Source organism: Psychroserpens citreus (assembly GCF_055686305.1).
The window spans coordinates 2,682,322-2,700,467 of sequence record NZ_CM145999.1 but is presented as its reverse complement, the minus strand read 5'-3'; the positions used below and the strand labels follow the sequence as shown (position 1 = coordinate 2,700,467).

At 33.0% G+C, this 18,146-nt stretch carries 6 protein-coding genes; 5 read left to right on the top strand and 1 reads right to left on the bottom strand.

What is annotated here, in order from left to right; translation table 11 throughout:
• The first annotated feature begins 1 nt into the window (after window position 1).
• A complete protein-coding gene (locus ACTU6T_RS12155) occupies window positions 2-2,431 on the top strand; it encodes a T9SS type B sorting domain-containing protein (protein WP_460218467.1) in 2,430 nt (809 codons plus the stop codon).
• A gap of 57 nt (window positions 2,432-2,488) precedes the next feature.
• Window positions 2,489-4,294, top strand: a complete 1,806-nt coding sequence (locus tag ACTU6T_RS12150) for a gliding motility-associated C-terminal domain-containing protein (RefSeq protein WP_460218466.1) — start codon at window positions 2,489-2,491, stop codon at window positions 4,292-4,294.
• Here ACTU6T_RS12150 and ACTU6T_RS12145 read toward each other — a convergent pair.
• Window positions 4,288-6,396 (bottom strand): prolyl oligopeptidase family serine peptidase, encoded by a 2,109-nt coding sequence (locus ACTU6T_RS12145; RefSeq protein ID WP_460218465.1) that lies wholly within the window; start codon window positions 6,394-6,396, stop codon window positions 4,288-4,290. The two genes, ACTU6T_RS12150 and ACTU6T_RS12145, sit on opposite strands and share 7 nt — an antisense overlap.
• A gap of 231 nt (window positions 6,397-6,627) precedes the next feature.
• On the opposite strand from ACTU6T_RS12145, the gene ACTU6T_RS12140 reads away from it, so the two are divergent.
• The 3 genes from ACTU6T_RS12140 to ACTU6T_RS12130 all read left to right on the top strand — a co-directional run bounded on the left by ACTU6T_RS12140 (window position 6,628) and on the right by ACTU6T_RS12130 (window position 17,790).
• Entirely contained in the window at window positions 6,628-11,472 is a 4,845-nt protein-coding gene (locus tag ACTU6T_RS12140) for a choice-of-anchor L domain-containing protein (protein ID WP_460218464.1), read from the top strand.
• 71 nt (window positions 11,473-11,543) lie between these two features.
• Window positions 11,544-13,871, top strand: a complete 2,328-nt coding sequence (locus tag ACTU6T_RS12135; RefSeq protein ID WP_460218463.1) for a choice-of-anchor L domain-containing protein — start codon at window positions 11,544-11,546, stop codon at window positions 13,869-13,871.
• A gap of 46 nt (window positions 13,872-13,917) precedes the next feature.
• Complete coding sequence (locus ACTU6T_RS12130; protein ID WP_460218462.1) at window positions 13,918-17,790, top strand: two-component regulator propeller domain-containing protein; 3,873 nt, start codon at window positions 13,918-13,920, stop codon at window positions 17,788-17,790.
• Window positions 17,791-18,146: the final 356 nt, after the last annotated feature.

Here is an 18,146-nt window from a genome sequence, read left to right as displayed (position 1 = left end):
TATGACTAAATATATAAGTGTTTTTCTATGTTGTCTTTTGAGTTTAATTCCTGTACAAGCTCAAGATGCTAATGATTGTGTGAACGCGATTCAAATTTGCGGAAATTCTAATATAGATTTAGACGTTAATGGTGTTGGTGTTGCGGAGAGCTTCTCAAATGCTTGTAGTATGGTCGAAAACAATACTATTTGGTTTAGACTTACTTTTGAACAAGGCGGTACACTAGGTTTTGTGTTGACTCCTGAAAGTACAGCTATAAGCGAAGATTATGATTTTTCGGTATTTGGTCCTACAGATTCTTGCGCAACCCTCGGACAAGCTATAAGGTGTTCTACAACAAATCCAGGTAATGCCAATCAAGGTAATAACTTAACTGGAATGAATTCTGAAGAAACTGATGTTTCTGAAGGGCCTGGTGCAGATGGTAATAGTTTTGTAAGTGAAATCACTGTGCAAACAGGAGAAACTTACTATATTCTTATAGACAGACCTATTGGTAATAGCCCTTTTAGTTTAGAATGGACAGGCACAGCTGAATTCCCTGAAGCTCCAGAAAGTCAAGCCTCCATTGGAGATGCCCTTAATTTTAGTCAGTGTGATAATTTTGCTCCATTTAATGATGATATTGGACTTTTCAATTTAGAAGCCAATAGCGATACACTTATTGGCTCTCAAACGAGCACAGTTGTAACATATCATAGTTCTCCAGAAGATGCTGCAACTGGTGGTAACGCACTTACAAGTCCATATGTAAATATTAGTAATCCTCAGACCATCTACGCTCGGATGGAAAATACCGTATCCCGATGCTTTATCACAACACCTTTTGTTTTGGAAATAACAGGGTTAGATATTATAGAGCCCTCAGATTTCATCAATTGTGATAGTGATGATGATGGTGATATTACTAATGGTTTAAGCACTTTTGATTTAGAAGAAAAAATACCAGAAATTTTAAATGGGTTAAACCCAGATAATATAACCTATTCTTTTCATCTTAATGAAAATGATGCTATAGCAAACAGTAACCCTATTTCATCGACATACCAAAATACAACATCAGGCAGTCAACAAATATTTGTACGAGTTGAAGACATTACAAACGATTGTTTTGGTATTGTCCCCATTAATTTAGAAGTAATTCCAATACCTGAAGCAAATAATACAACTATTGTTCAGTGTGATGAAGATGGCATCCCAGAAGGTTTTACCACCTTCGACCTCAATCAAGTTTTTGATGATATTACTGGTGGTGCAACCAATAGAACGATTAATTTTTACGTATCTCTTTCTGATTTAGAAAATGACGAAAATGAAATTAATGCCGACGCCTTTGATAATTATTTTAATCCACACATTATTTATGCTTTAGTTACTGACACAATCAATGGATGTACAAATATTGCTGAAATTACCTTAGAAGCTAGTACAACTGCTTCCAACAATACGAGTATAGAAGCTTGTGATGATGATGGTACTGAAGACGGCTTTTATAACTTTAATCTAAATAATACACTTAATGCTATACTCTTTGGATTACCTGCAGATTTAAACGTTGTTTTTTATGAAACCTATGAAGAGGCGTTGCTTGAAGATAATCCTCTAGATACCAATTACACAAATAGTATTCCGTATAGCCAAACCATATATGCTCGTGTAGAAAATATGAATGCTTGCTACGGAATAAGCGAAGTTCAACTAACAGTGTTTGAACTACCTAATATTATTATTGAAGACACACTTTATTATTGCTTAAATGAATTTCCACAAACCATTACTCTTACAGGCGGATTAATTGATGACACTCCTAATAATTATTACTATGACTGGTCTACTGGTGAAGATGAATTTGAAATTGAAATTAATGAACCTGGTACATATACAGTAAGAGTAACCTCAACAGATGGTTGTTTTAAAGATAGAACTATCAATGTCCTACCTTCTGGTACAGCAGCCATTACAAATGTTGAAGTAACCGATGCCACATCAAATAATAGCATTAGTGTTTTTGTATCTGGAGAAGGTGTCTATGAATTTGCGTTAGATAACCCAAATGGTCCATACCAAGAAAGCAATGTTTTCGATAATGTAAGTTTTGGCTTTCATACAGTGTATGTTAGAGATATAGAAAATGATTGTGGCATTGTTGATGAACTTGTATCTGTTATAGGGTTTCCAAAGTTTTTTACTCCAAATGGAGATACAGCGAATGACTTTTGGCAAGTCAAAGGGATTTCTTCTGATTTTCAACCTAACTCTCAAATTTTAATTTTTGACCGTTATGGAAAATTACTTGTTGAAGTAAATCCTTTAGGTCCAGGTTGGGATGGAACATTTAACGGCTTTGATATGCCATCAAGTGATTATTGGTTTGTAGTCACTTTACAAGATGGACGAACACGCAAAGGGCATTTCTCTTTGAAACGATAAGAAAAAATGATCTAAAAAACGCTATTAATGAGGTGTTTCAAATACATACTTTTTTGCATGGTGTTGGGCACTACCTCATTTGCTCAAGACATAGAATTATTTCAACAATTTAATGGACGCTTTGATTATACAGCTATAGGAAATACACTGAACCCTTTTGAAAATAATCTCGATCAAAGTTTTTGTTTTCCTTTAGAATCTTCTAGTGCAAATCTTATTTTATCTGGAAGCACTAGTGTTGTTGCCGCATATTTATATTGGGCAGGATCAGGAACAGGTGATACTTCAGTGGCATTAAACGGAATTCCAATTGAAGCTATAGACACTTATTTAGTAGATTATACCGAACCTTTAAGCGACACCCTTACCTACTTTTCTTGCTATGCAGATATTACCGATATTATAATTTCAGAAGGTAATACAACCTATGAATTTTCCAATCTTGATATCACTAATGACCTTACTAATCAACCTGAATATTGTAGTAACAGAACAAACTTTGCCGGTTGGAGTATTTATGTCATTTATGAAGACAGCTCTTTACCTTTAAATCAACTTAACCTTTACCAAGGTCTAGAAATTATTAACAGAAACAATCAAGAGAAAACTATTATTATTGATAATCTTAATGTGATTGATAATGTTGGTGCAAAAATTGGTTTTTTAGCATGGGAAGGAGATAATAGTTTAAACTATGGTGAAAGTTTATCTATAAATGACAATGTGTTATCTAATCCTCCTCTAAATCTAAGTGACAACGCCTTTAATGGCACCAATACATTTGCTAACTCTAACGTATTTTATAATTGTGATTTAGATGTGTATGACATACAAGACAATATTGCTATTGGAGACACGAGTGCAACTATTAAAATGACTACAGGCGACACCGATGAATTTGGTGTGTTTCGTGCCGATTTAATTATTATCAATAATATTGTAACAGTATTAAATAGTCAGCTACCAGATGCTACAATTACACTAGATAACTTTAATGTTAATTGTGGGGATAGGACAATAGATATTGACTACACAGTTTTTAATACAAATAGTACAGATCCTTTACCCTCAAATACGCCTGTAGCATTTTATGGAGATGGTGTTTTGATTGGTCAAAGTCAAACACAAAATGATATTCCTATTGGAGCTTCGGAAATGAGCACTATTACAATATCGCTCCCTAATTCGATTGCAGATATCTTTTTACTCACTATAGTGGTAGATGATGATGGAAGCGGTAATGGTATCATTATAGAAACCAATGAAAACAATAATATCACTCAAGAACTTATAGAGTTGTTAGTGGTACCTCCTATTCAGAATCTACCAAGTCAAACAACATGTAATGAAGGTTTTAATTCTGCAAAATTTAATTTAACAGAATATATACAAACTCAACTTACATTTGATGTTGAAGTTGAGTTTTATGAAACACTTACAGATTTAGAAGCCAATCAAAATGAAATTATAAATCCGGAAAATTATAACAATAGTTCTAATCCTATTATTATTTATGCTAGAATTGAAAATCCGCCTTGTTATGATATTTACGCTTTTGAATTATCGGTAGAAAATTGTCCTCCTTATGTTCCACAAGGATTTTCCCCAAATGGCGATGGAAAAAACGACGCTTTTGATATTCAAGGCTTGTATGATATTTTCGAAGACCATGAACTCAAAATTTTCAATCGTTATGGCACGCTTATTTTTGAAGGCAATAATGATAAAAAATGGTATGGTCTTATTAACAGAGGTATTAATAATCACGGAAATCTTGTTCCTGTAGGCACCTACTTTTATGTGCTCAATCCAAACGACCCACAATACGAAGCTATGGTAGGTTGGGTTTATGTGAATTATTGATTATCATTAAGCAATTCTGATAACAGAAAACCATATACATAAGCATTTTCCTCTAACTTATCATCCTTGTTTTTTGCGCCAAAATGCCCAGTCTTTTTTTGAGTCCACAACAGAACTGGATGAGTTTGTACAGGGTTGTTTTGCAACTTAGCCGTAAATTTAAAAGAGTGAAACGAAGGCACTCTAGTGTCGTTTGCACCTGTAGTCACTAGCATTGATGGATAATTTACTGAATTATCAATATTGTGATATGGAGAATAAGAATATAAATTTTTAAAATCTAAACTATCAGTTACAGTACCAAATTCAGAGATATTTGTGGTTGTTGCTCCAACCGTAAAGTTTTCAAATCGTAACATATCTAAGACTCCAACGTTAACAGAAACTGCTCCGAAAAGATCGGGACGTTTTATAGCAGATGCCGCAACTATTAATCCTCCATGAGACGTGCCTCTAACAGCTATTTTCTTGGGCTCTGTATAGTTTTTATTTATTAAATATTCTGCCGCAGCAATAAAATCGTTAATACCATTTTTCTTGTTAATTCGTTTACCACCATCTTCCCAAACCTTACCCAAAGAACCTCCTCCTCTAATATCTACATAAGCAAAAGCACCACCATTTTCAATAAAATAAACTACTCCAGGATTATAGCTAGGAGAAGTGATATTTCCATAACCACCATAAGCTGTCATTAGAAAAGGAGTATTTGAGTCTTTTGGCAGAAAATCCTTGTAAACAATATATATTGGAACTTCAGTACCATCTTCAGACGTGAACTTATCTTGGATAAACTTATATCCTTTTGGATCAAAATTTACAGATGTTTTCTGAGATATGTCATAGGTATACGTATCTAAATTTAATGTGTACAACACTCCGGGTATTGTGTATGATCCAAGATAAAAAAAGAACTGCTCATAGGTCTTATTATATCCCATACTACTAACAAATAAACCAGCTGGAGTAGTAATTTCTTTAATTAAATTACCGTTTTTATCTACAACTGAGAATAAATTCCCCGAAGATGAAGTGAATAAATTGACAATTTTCTCATTTAAAACTTCATAATTCACCAACACAGCGTCATCATAATATGGTGATACTAATTTGAATTTATAAGGGTTATTTTTTGGAATTGAAATTAGTCTCCGTCCTTCACCTATTGTTGTGGTTGCATAGATATCCTTATCGTAAAACTCAAATCCATTTAAATTATAATCTATATTCATTAGAAACGGTTTAAATCTTAAATCATAGTCATTATAATCTAAGTAGAAATAACTGTATTTTTTTGTTTCAATATTTTCCTTTTTAATTAGAAAAAATGATCCGTCTTTTGCTCCATATATATTAACAAACTCACTTTCTTTTCTAGATTTAAAAATAAGAATATCTTCAGATTGACTTGTATCTAATTTATGATACATAATTGATGGCTTCTTAGTTTTTGCACGAAGAGAATCGAATGGATATTTTTCATAGAAGAACCCTTCTCTTAGCCATAAAATTTTATCTGTTTTAGTATGTTTAAGTATTTCTTTATAGAATCGTCTTTTCTGGACTTTCACCACTCTTAATTCTTTCCAATCGCTTCCATTTCTATTATATTGATATGCAACATATTGATCATCATTGGAAGGCTTATAATTTGTTATTTCCACCTCATCCCTAGAAGATATATTAGCTGTATTGACTAATATGCTATAATCTCCATCTTTACCCTTCTTGAAATATAAGGATGGAGTTGAGTTGTTACTATTATAGAAATAATTATAATACACCTTGTCATCTGAGACTTCATTAATAAGCCTACCTGCATACCCTCCAATTTTTCGGAACATGTATCTATTCATTTGTTCAACTGAATTGACTTTTTTTGCTTGTTTTTTTAGGTATTTTAACGAAACTTTATTTTGATTCTTAACCCATCTTCTAACCATTTTAGATTCTTGATTTTCTAACCATTGATAACTATCTTCAACCTCAACATTATGATAGATATCTAGCTTTGGTTTTAAAGGCGTTTCAGGGTATTCAATTTGTGATAGTAAAACGTAAGGAAAAAAAAGCAAGGCAATTAAAAGTGAAGTAAATCTCATTTGGGTTTAATTTATGTTGTAAATATCTATAAAATATTTATCACACCACCAATCGACTATAATTTTATCTAAACATGAGATAAACTGTTTGAAATGTTAAATTTTAATGTATTTCATCGTCTTTTTTTGTATTTCGTCTTAATTCCATTTACTTTTCCATCCAATAGAACTCAATACTAGTCGATAGTCCCAAACTAAACACAATTGATTTCGTAACTTAACCGCTTACAAATGACGTTAATTAATAAATCCCTCAGCCTTTTGGCATGTCTTTTATGCTGTACAATTAGTGCACAGCAAATTAGTATCAACAACTCATTTACAGAACAACAACTCATAGAAAATAACCTTATTCAAGGTTGTGTAGAAATATCTAATATTGAATCGCAATTTAACGGTCAAGTTAATGGTTTTAATAGTTTTGCCTATTTTGAACGTGCAGGTTCTAATTTCCCTTTTGAAAATGGTATTATGTTATCTACTGGAAATGCGATTTCTGGTGGTAATACATTAAATACAGAAGTTTTAAATGAAGGGCAACCTAATTGGTTAACCGATCCAGATCTAGAAACAGCTCTTGGCATTACTGGGACACTAAATGCAACATCAATTGAGTTTGACTTTATCTCCGTTGCTAACCAAATTCAGTTCAACTATATTCTAGCGTCTGAAGAATATTTTGGAAACTTTCCATGTGAATACTCAGATGGCTTTGCATTTTTGATTAAAGAGGCTGGAACAAATAATCCATATACTAATATCGCTGTAATCCCTGGCACCTCTACTCCAGTAAACACTAATACCATCCACGATGAGATTGTTGGATTTTGTGATGCATCCAACAGTCAGTATTTTGATGGATACAATGTTGGCGATACCAATTACAATGGACGCACAACTGTGATGACCGCAAGTGCAACAATACAACCAAATGTTCAATATCATATTAAATTAGTAATTGCAGATCAAACCGATAGAAATTATGATTCTGCTGTATTCATTGAAGGAAATAGTTTTAATTCAACCGTAGATTTAGGTCCAGATATTCAAACTTGTGCTGACGCTGTAACTTTAGACGGAAATATAGACAATTCGCAAGCTACGTATTCATGGTTTTTAAATGATACTATAATTGCAGGAGCAACAGAACCAACATTAAATGTCACACAATCTGGAAATTATCGTGTTGAAGTTGCTATTCCATTAGCAGGCTCTACATGTACCATAGAAGATACGATTACAGTTACTTTAAGTTCAACACAATCTGCTGAACCAATTTCAGATTACGAACTTTGCGATGACTTAAGTGGAAACGACACTGAACTATTCGACTTATCATCTAAAGATGCCGATGTACTAGCTTCTGTTCCATCGTCGAGTTACACTATCACCTACCATTTAACAGCTAACGACGCCCAAAACGGAACCAATAATGTGTCTGGCACATTTCAGAATACATCAAATCCACAAACCATATTTGTTAGAATTGTTGATACAGCAAATGGCTGTTTGGCATTTCAAAATTTTGATTTAATTGTAAACCCATTACCAACAATTATCGACCCTTCACCTCTATTAGTTTGTGATGATGATACTGCCGATGGATTTACAACCATTGATTTATCTCAAAAAGATGATGAGATTACCAATGGTAATTTTGATTACGAAGTTACCTATCATACAACTCAAGCAGATGCAGATGCTGGAATAAATGCTATTGCTTTACCTTATGTAAATACTAATACTACAGAAACCGTATTTGTTAATATTACAAATACTAATACTGGATGTTCTAATACTACTTTGTTAGATATTGAGGTTTTAAACAATCCTGTAATTAACAGAGAAAATCATTATATCGATGCCTGTGATTCTGATCATGATGGATTTGATACATTTGATTTAACTTCTATTATTGATGATGTTTTAGAAGGCTTGACTGGCGTTACTATAACCTTCCATGAAACACAAGAAGATGCCGATTTAGGTATTAATCCAATTGCTAATGAAACTAATTATGCAAACCTTGACAGCAACATGCAAATTATTTTTATTAGGGTTGAAGATGCCTCTACAGGTTGCGCATCAACGACACCTATTGAAATCCATACTAACTTACTATTAACAGGAACAAATATTAGAGATTTTGGACTCTGCGATGACCAAAATGATGGTATTGAAGAGTTTGACTTTAATAGCATCACTATAACTATCAAAGATGATGTAGAAGCAGTTATGGATTATACTATTGATATTGAGTATTATACATCTGAAGAGGACAGAGACAACCAAGTAAACCCTATAGATACTGATGTCCCTTTTGTACCAACATCTAATCCGCAAACCATATACATAACACTTACAAGCCCTACATGTCAAGAAGTTGCTCAATTTGACTTACGTATAGATCCAATCGTTGAATTTGATCCAATAGACGATCAAACGGTTTGTGATGAAGACCAAGATGGATTTACAGTAATAGATTTAAGTAGTTTTGATATACTAGTTACAAATAACCAACCTGCAAATTTTTCGGTGACATATTACACTTCAGAAGATGATGCTAACACTGGTAGTAATGCATTACCAACATTGTATACTAATACATCAAATCCTCAAACTTTTTATACCAGAATCTCTGAAAATGCTACATCATGTGCAGATATTAATGCGTTTGAGATTGAAATATTACCAGCGCCTCTATCAAATCCACCCACAAATGTTATCATCTGTGACGACGATCAAGATGGTATTTCGATTTTAAACTTGGATGCTAAAATTTCAGAAGTTTTAAGTGATACTACAAATAGAACGGTAACATTTCATAATACACTAGACGATGCTAATAATGATAGCAACGCTATAACTAATACAGTCACATATCCTGCTAGCACTGAAACCCTTTTTATACGTATAGAAAACACGACTACAGGTTGTTACTCAACCGAAAGCTTAGAAATTATCGTAAACACTTTACCAGATTTTATAGCAATTTCAAATTATAAAATCTGTGAGGATGCTAGTGATGGCTTTGGCGATTTCTTTTTTGAAACTAAAGACATCGAAATCTTAAATGGCCAAACTGGGAAAGAAGTATTCTACTTTTTAAACCAAACTGATGCCGACAACAATACAAATGCTATAGATAAAACTGTTGCATTTCAAAATACCTCCAACCCACAAACGATTGTTGCCAGGGTTCAAAATATAACTGATGCTGAATGCTATGGCACTGCACCTTTCATTATAGAAGTTGGCACAAATCCCGTATTTAACACACCTATAGATTGGTTTGTTTGTGATGATATTTCTAATGACGGCAGTGAATCTTTTGACCTAAATGTAAAAGTTCAGGAAATTTCAGAAGGCATAAATGAAACTTTAGATATTACATTCTATACGACGCTCTCAGATGCCGAAAATTTAACGAATGCCTTACCTCTACAATATGAAAACACAGTAAATCCACAACAAATTTTTGCGGTTATAGATAATGGAACAATTTGTAATTCTATAGTAAGTTTTGAGCTAAATATTATTCAGTCTCCAGAAACTAACCCTGCTTTACCGATTACAATGTGTGATGATAATTACGATGGTATAGTCGTTTTTGATTTAACTCAAGCCGAATTTGATATTCTTGATGTGAGACAGGATGACATTACAGTAACATATTTTGAAACTATTGAAAATTTAGAAAACAACACAAATGCAATTGTAGATCCAAGTAATTATAGCAATCTTTCCAATCCGCAAACCGTTTTTATTAGAATTACAAATACCGTTTCAGATTGCTTTGTATCTATTCCATTAGAACTACATGTAAATCTTCCACCAGCGATTAATGATTTTGAGACTTATGAAGTATGTGACAACGATACAGACACTATAGAGTTAACTGATATAAATGCCACATTATTGGTTGAAACAAATGATGTCCAAGTTTCTTATTACAGTTCTGAAAATGATGCCAGAAATCAAGAAAATGCATTAAATACGACTTATACATATCAAACAACTAATGACACTCTCTTTGCTCGTGCTGAATTTACTACAACATCATGCTTTATTATTTATGAATTTAATCTACAGGTAAATCCATTACCAATTGCTAATCAGCCTAGCGATATGGAAGCCTGTGATGATGATTTTGATGGTATTTTAGGTTTTAACTTAGATGAACAAAATACTCAAATTTTAGACGGACAAAACCCGACTATCTTTGTTGTAAGCTACTACATTGATGATATTTTAGCTGAAGAAGGGGTTGATCCAATAGGTCCTATTTATGAAGCTATAACTAATGAAACCATATATGCGAGAGTTGAGAATATTAATACAGGATGCTATAGTATTACACAATTCAATACAATAATATTTGAAAAACCTGTTGTTGATATTGAAGATCAAGTCATATGTTTAGACAACCTACCTTTAGTTGTAAGCGCAAATACTAACAACCTTGGAGATCTCTATTTATGGTCAACAGGAGCTACAACCCCTGAGATAGAAATCAATCAAATTGGCACCTACTCTGTTACAGTAACCACACCAAATGGTTGTTTAACTACTCGTGTATTTTCTGTATCAGAATCTGAAGCAGCGACCATTGAGATAACTGAGACTGTCGACTTTTCTGATCCTAATAATATTACTGTAACAATTAGTGGTATTGGTAATTACCTATATCAGTTAGATGATGAAGAACCTCAATCTTCTAACGTGTTTTTGAATGTAAGCTTAGGCTATCATACGATCACAATTATTGATTTAAATGGTTGTTCAGAAGTCTCTAAGGAAATTGTTGTTATTGACGCACCAAAATTCTTTACACCAAATAATGATTCTTATTTTGACACCTGGCATATTACTGGAGTTGAGACCTTAACGGGAACCGTCGTTTATATTTATGATCGCTATGGAAAATTGCTTACAACCTTAGATTCAGATGATAAAGGCTGGGATGGCTTTTATAATGGAAACTTAATGCCAGCAAATGATTATTGGTTTGTAGCAGATGTAAAAAAAGACAACATTCAATTTCAAGTTAAAGGTCATTTTTCATTACGTCTCTAGTAATAATCTTAACATTTTTTAAGTCATATACACCTATTCTATGTGTATCTTTGCTTTCGGAAAAAAAGCAAATGAACCGCATACTCAATATCCTATTTTGTTTATTCACTGTAGTTGGTTTTAGCCAAAATATTACTGTAGATTGGCAAACCTATACACCACAACAACTCGTTGAAGACATCCTTATTGATAGTGATTGCATTAGTAATATTGCTGTGACCAATGTTGTAGGTGGAAATTTCCCAACTAATGACGAAAGCTATGGTTTTTTTGATGCTACAGGTACATCATTCCCTTTTGAAACAGGTATCGTATTAAGTACAGGACGGTTATCCAATGTTCCTGGACCAAATACGACATTAAGTGATGATGATGCTCCAGGATGGGCAGGAGACAATGACCTAGAAGTTATTTTAAACGAGACTAATACCTTCAACGCAACAATTCTTGAGTTCGACTTTACTTCTATTGCTACAGAAATCAGCTTTAGATATATTTTCGCTTCTGAAGAATATCAAGAAGGCAATCCTAACACCTGCAACTTCTCAGACTTATTTGGTTTTTTAATCCGACCTATAAACGATCAACAATACACAAACATAGCTTTAGTTCCAGGCACTGAAACTCCTGTTAAAGTTACTACAGTTCACCCAGATCTTCCTGGTTGTTCTGCAGAAAACGAAGCCTATTTTGAAGGGTTTAATGATGCTGTATCCCCTATAAATTTTAATGGACAAACTACCATTTTAACAGCTACAGCTACTGTTATTCCTAATGAAACTTATCATGTTAAATTAGTCATTGCTGATGAGCAAAATTTCAGATTCGATTCTGCAGTATTTCTTGAAGCTGGTAGCTTTAGATTATCTACTAACTTAGGTCCAGATCGTCTCATTGCTAACGGAACAGCTATCTGTGGAGATGATACTTTTATCATTCAATCTAATGAACCTGGAGCCAGCAATACTTACAAATGGTTCAAAGATGATGTTGAGCTTATTGGAGAAACTGGAACCTCTCTCGAAGTGAATGATGCTGGTTTCTATTCGGTAGAAATTACTAAAGGTGCTTGCCTACTCTTTGGGGAAGTGCGTATTGAATATGCTGAGAACCCTGCGGTTTTTGATTCTGTTTTAATTGAATGTGATCAAAATCAAGACGGACTTACCTTCTACGACTTATTTGATGCCGAACCACTTGTAACCAATAATGATACCTCTTTGGTGGTTACCAATTTCTTTTTTTCTGAAAATGATGCAGAACAAAATATAAATCCGATACCTGATGTCAATGGATTTCAAAATACAATTCCATTTCAATCTGTTTATGCACGTGTTGTAAATCAAAATAATTGTGTTAGCATTGCTGAAGTTGAGTTACAAATTTCTAACAATATTATTAATGTTCCAGCACTCGAACTTTGTGATGATGAAATTGTAGATGGTTTTACCGAGTTTAACCTTAACGATATTACGGCATCAATTGCTGATCAAATTCCAACAGATGCTATTGTTAGTTTTTATGCCTCAGAAGAAGATGCTTTTCTAGAAGCTAATCCTCTATCTAGTACATTCCAGAATACTACAGAAAATTCTCAAACCATTTATGTGAAAGTAGAAAGCAACAATCAATGCTATTCCATTTCTACTGTAGATCTAGTAGTGTTGTACACACCACAGCTTTTAGGTGACGAAACCTTTATATATTGTTTAAATACGTTTCCTGAAACCATTACTTTAGTAGGTGGTGTATTAAATGACGAACCTAATAATTACTATTACGAATGGCAATTTAATGGAAATGCGACATCGGTTAATACGACATTTAATGATGTTAACGAGCCGGGAACATATACTGTTATCGTTACAGACCCAAATGGTTGTTCATCCACTAGAACAATTACAGTCTTAGCATCTAATGAAGCTACTATAGATAATATCATTATCACAGAAGGCACATCAAATAATATGGTTACCATTGAAGTATCTGGTGATGGAGACTATGAGTTTGCGCTCGATGATCCCGATGGCATTTATCAAGGAGATAATGTATTTACAAATGTTACTCCGGGATTCCATACTGTTTTTGTTCGTGATATCAATGGATGTGGTATTGTAGAAAAAACCATTTCCGTATTAGGGTTCCCAAAGTTTTTTACACCTAATGGAGATCCATTTAATGAACGATGGCAAGTTTATGGTGTCAATTCAGAACATAATCAAGGTATTGATATTAAAATCTTCAATCGCTACGGCAAACTACTCACACAATTTGATAACACCTATGCAGGATGGGACGGCACGTTAAATGGTCAAGAGTTACCAAGTGATGACTATTGGTTTGTTGTCACACTTATTGATGGTAGAACGTATACTGGGCATTTTGCATTAAAACGTTGATTCTGACTAATATTACTTAACTTTAAGTACAAATATTAGTGTTTTAATGAATCGAATACTTACTGTTATTGTTTTTATAGTTGCCTATAGTTGCTTTTCGCAACCTTCTAAACAAGCCTCGTTTAGAGAACTTACAGTTGCAGAAGGGTTATCTCAAAATAGTGTCGTTAGTATTGTACAAGACTCAACGGGTTACATGTGGTTTGCCACTCAAGATGGTCTCAATAAGTACGATGGCCGAAATTTCACGTTTTACAATAAACATTTTGAAGATGTAACAAGACCTAACTTTAGTAAATTGGGGAAGTTATATATTGATAGAACTGGAACACTTTGGATTATCAGTAATTCGGGACACTTAGAAAAATTTAATTCAGACACAAAAACTTTCACTTCGATAAACCGAATACCAAATGCAAGTTGTGTCTTTCAAAGTACCTCTAAAAACCTTTACATTGGCACTTATGGTGATGGTTTATTCAAAATAGATGCAACTACCAAAGACACCATACCCTTATATAAAAACAAACTCAAAGGTCTTAATATTTATGACATTATTGAAACCAATAATCGCCATTATATTGCCACATCAAATTCGGTTTTTAGTTTTGACAATTACGGAATCCAAGCCGTAAAAACTGAAAATAATCACAACTATTTTAGTGCTTTCACACAATCAAAAGACAGTACCCTTTGGCTTGGAAGCTTTGGGAATGGGCTTTTTTACAAACCTAAATCTAGTAATACTTTTAAGCAATTTACACATAACGATTTACCGTCCACTTTAAATATTCAAGATGTACTGGTTGACCAACATAACAGTCTTTGGATTGCCACCTACGGAAATGGTCTCTATATTTTAGATAGTTCTTTAAAAAACGTATCGCATTATACCGAAAACCAAGACAATCCGTTTGCTCTTCAATATAATGATGTATTATGTCTATTTCAAGATTACACAGGTACTATGTGGTTAGGAACGGATGGTGCTGGGTTAAGTTATTATGATGAACACCTCACAAAGTTTAATGTTATTACGAACAAACAAACACCAAAAGATGTTGATGTAGATGTAACCAGAGCTATTGCTTTAGATCATAAAAAAACAATGTGGTTTGGAACATCAGGGAAAGGTTTAACCCAAATTAACATTGATGCAAATATTTACAAAACCTACACTACCAATAACTCTAACATTGCCAGTAATAGAATAATGAGTTTACTATTTAGTGATGACAAATTATGGATTGGTCATCAAGGTAAGGGATTACAATATTTAAATACTGACGGTACTTTTAAATCCATTGAGATATTGAAAGATCAGACCATTTGGAAGATTTACAAACATGCACCTCATCAATATTGGCTATGCACAAGAGACAATGGAATTGTTTTATTTGATGAAAACGAAGGTATTATCAAACACTACAATTCGAATAATTCTCAATTAAGTTCCAACAATATTAGAACCATTGAAAAAGGCAAAAATTATGATTTATGGATTGGAAGTGAAAATAATGGTCTCTTTCTATTAAATACTCAAACTGAAATCATTACACCTATAAAAAGCATTACCGATAAAATCAAATCTTTATATTTTGATGGAAATAAATTATGGATAGGCACTAATGGTAATGGATTAAAATCTTACGAATCCATTGAGCAGCATATCGAAACTTTCACCATGGACTATGGCCTATCCAACAACGTAATTTATGCAATTCTTCCTGATACTAATGGGAACTTATGGTTAAGTTCAAACAAAGGCTTATCTAAGTTCAATCCTAAAAATGAATTTAAACAGTATGTAGAAAACTACACTAAAAATAGTGGTTTACAAGCCTTTGAATTTAACACTGGTGCTTATTATAAGACCGACGATGGCACGCTGTTTTTTGGAGGTTTAGAAGGTGTAAATTGGTTTTCACCAAGCAACTTAACCGTTAATGAAGTAAAACCAAAAACTGTCATTTCAAAATTTCAAATCTTTAATAAAACTCACGATCTAAAACCCAATGCCACTTTTAAACATAATGAAAATACAATAACCTTTACCTTTGCTAGTCTTCACTTTTCTGAACCAGAGCAAAATTTATATCGCTATAAACTTGTAAATCATGATATGGATTGGTCGCACCCAGATTTTAATAATGTAGCACATTACACAAATTTACCACCAAACACATATACATTTCAAGTTTTATCAAGTAATTATGAAGGTAAATGGAACAAAGTGCCCACAAGTTATTCTTTTGAAATATTAAAACCTTGGTATCTTACCAATACGCTTAAAGTCTTTTATGTACTATTAACACTGCTATTACTCTATGGAATTTATAAGTATTTAGAATTTCGTTGGACTGTAAAAACCCAATTACAACTAGAACATGCTGAAACGGAACGGCTCAAAAAATTAGACGAATTCAAGACAAAGTTGTACACGAATATTTCACACGAATTCCGTACACCATTAACTCTTATTTCTGGACCTATTGATCAACAATTATCAAAAGACACATTACAAACTGAGGATCGTAAAGCATTAAATTTGGTCAAACAAAATGCAAATCGTTTACTAAATTTAGTAAATCAGATGCTAGATTTATCACTCATAGATTCAGGTCAATTAAGACTTCAGGTTTCCGAAGGAAATCTTAATATATTACTAAAACAGATTGTAGCAGCATTTCAGTATAAAGCCGATGAAAAAAACATTAGGATCAATAGCTCGATTAAAAACCTAACCAATGTTTGGTACGATATTGACGCAGCTGAAAAAATGGTATCTAATTTATTATCAAATGCCATAAAGTATTCTCCTGAAAGCAGTGAAATTATTTTCAATGCCAATGCTCAGGACGATATGTTAGTACTCTCAATTATAAATATCAATACAAGCATTTCTAAGAAAGATTTTACAAAGCTTTTTGAACGTTTTTATCAAGATAATGAAGCTTCAGATGGTGTTGGTGTTGGACTTGCTCTTGTAAAAGAATTGGTCAATTTATCTAAGGGAAGTATTACCGCAAATACGGTGGATGATAATAAAATTCAGTTTACCATAACCTTGCCTATTAACAAGGAAGCCTTTAATTCTTCTGAACTACTGATTAAAAAGGATAAAGCAGTAGCAATTGACATTTTTAATAAACAATTGAACCAAAATGACGACCTTCCAAGGCTACTTGTTGTTGAGGATGATCACGACATTAGGGCATTTGTAAGTTCTATTTTTAAAAATCAATATGATATTATTCAAGCGGAAAACGGAACTGAAGGTATTGCGTTAGCTTTAAAACACATACCTGACATAATTATTAGTGACATTATGATGCCAGAACAAGATGGTATTGCATTGTGTAATTCACTAAAATATAATGAATTGACTAGTCATATCCCAATTATACTGCTAACAGCAAAGGTTGGTGAAGATCATGAAATTAAAGGATTAAAAACTGGAGCTGATGCATACATCACCAAACCATTTAATAGTGAAAAACTTCAATTAAGAGTTCAAAAACTAATTGAAAATAGAAAGCAACTGCAAAAACATTTCAGTAAAGATTTTACTATCAACCCAGAACTTTCGATTACATCAACAGAAGCCGATTTCTTAAAGCGATTAAAACAGGTCTTAGATGATAAAATAACAAATACCGATTTCACTAGTGAAGCCTTTGCAGAAGCCATGCAAATGAGTCGAACGCAATTACATCGAAAATTAAAAGCCATTGTCGACATGAGTACTTCAGAATTCATAAGAGCACAACGTTTAAGCTTGGCTTTAACCCTTCTCAAAACTTCAGATGCTAATGTATCTGAAATCGCTTATCAAGTTGGTTTTAACACACCATCATACTTCATTAAGTGTTTTAAAGACACGTACAATTGCACACCGAGTGAATATTTTTCAAAATGAAAATACAACTCAAACACCTGTTTATCAGTAGTTTACATTGAAAGCAACATATGTTTTATCATTTGAAACATATCTTCTACCCATTTATTCGGTTTGATAATAAATTTACTATCAGATAAGAATACAATAGCTAACATAATGGATAATAATCCAAAGGAAAAAGATGAAAAGATATTCCTAACTATCGATCATCTTAAGAAAGGAAACTATCAACTTAATATTCTTTTAAAGAATGAGATTATAAAGACGATAACGTTTGTCAAAAAAATATAAAGACGCTATTAATCAGTTGAGAAAAGGGAACAGTATATAAAACGTAGAGTTAGCATTGTTTCCTTTTCTTTTTAAAAACCAAA